The sequence below is a fragment of the Salipiger abyssi genome (genome assembly GCF_017311415.1).
GTDB classification, from domain to species: Bacteria; Pseudomonadota; Alphaproteobacteria; order Rhodobacterales; family Rhodobacteraceae; genus Salipiger; species Salipiger abyssi_A.
The window spans coordinates 1-1139 of sequence record NZ_JAEKIS010000069.1; the positions used below are offsets into that span (position 1 = coordinate 1).

General features: G+C 68.4%; 1 protein-coding gene. It reads left to right on the forward strand.

Going from position 1 to position 1139, the window contains the following annotated elements; genetic code table 11:
• Positions 1–114: 114 nt before the first annotated feature.
• On the forward strand, positions 115–1139 hold a 1025-nt coding region (locus I6N89_RS25325), incomplete at its 3' end, for a DUF7146 domain-containing protein (RefSeq protein WP_207020970.1).

Sequence of the window (1139 nt, forward strand, 5' to 3'; positions counted from 1 at the left end):
TACGGAACATGTTGCGGCGCGGGTTATGTTGCGGTGGCGTGAACTTGCGCGGTTTGGCGGGGGTTCTCGCGGGGCTGGGCAACATAACCTCAGCGCGCCGGGGGGATTTTCGTGATGGCGCGCGATGCAGCAGAGCTTTCGCGCCGGCTCGCGCGGGACGCCGAGGCCGTGTGTCGGCATTACCTCCCCAACGGGCGACGACAGGGTCAGTACTGGACCGTCGGCGATGCACGTAACACACCGGGGCGGTCGATGTTCGTCCGGCTGAAGGGGCCGGAGGCTGGCCCCGGTGCTGCCGGTCATTGGACCGATGCCGCCACGGCCGAGCACGGTGATCTGCTCGACGTGATCCGGGAGAGCTGTGGCCTGACCTCTTTCGGCGATGTCGCCGAGGAGGCGCGGCGCTTCCTGAGCCTGCCGCGGGTCGACCTTGTCCCGACCATCAATCCAGCACCTGCCCGTACAGCCATGGGATCGCCGGAAGCGGCACGGCGACTGATCGCCATGGCGCAACCGATCCGGGGTACGCCGGTCGAGACCTATCTGGCCAGTCGCTGCATCATGCCGATCTATGGCGCGGGGGCGTTGCGATATCATCCAAGCTGCTATTATCGGCCCGACGATGGCGGACCAGCAGAGCGGCGTCCGGCGATGATCGCATCCGTGACCGACCTGCAAGGCAGGATCACCGGCGCGCACCGTACCTGGCTCGCGCCGGACGGCTCGGCCAAGGCCGCGGTTCCCACACCCCGGCGGGCCATGGGCAACCTTCTTGGCCATGCCGTGCGCTTCGGGGCGGCAGAAGATGTTCTGGCCGTCGGCGAAGGGATCGAGACGATGCTGTCGCTGCGGGCGGCGCTGCCGGGCATGCCGATGGCCGCCGCGCTGTCGGCAAGCCATCTCGCCGCGCTCAGACTGTCACCGTCCGTGCGCCGCCTCTATATCGCCCGCGATGTCGACGCAGCGGGCACGAAGGCCGCCGCGACCCAAGCCGAACTTGCGACCAGTGCGGGCATCGAGGTGCTGACGCTCTCGCCTCGTCACGGCGACTTCAACGACGACCTGACAGCCCACGGCCTCGACGACCTGCGCGCGGCGATCCGGCCCCAGATCGCGCCCGAAGATGTCGACCGGTTCCT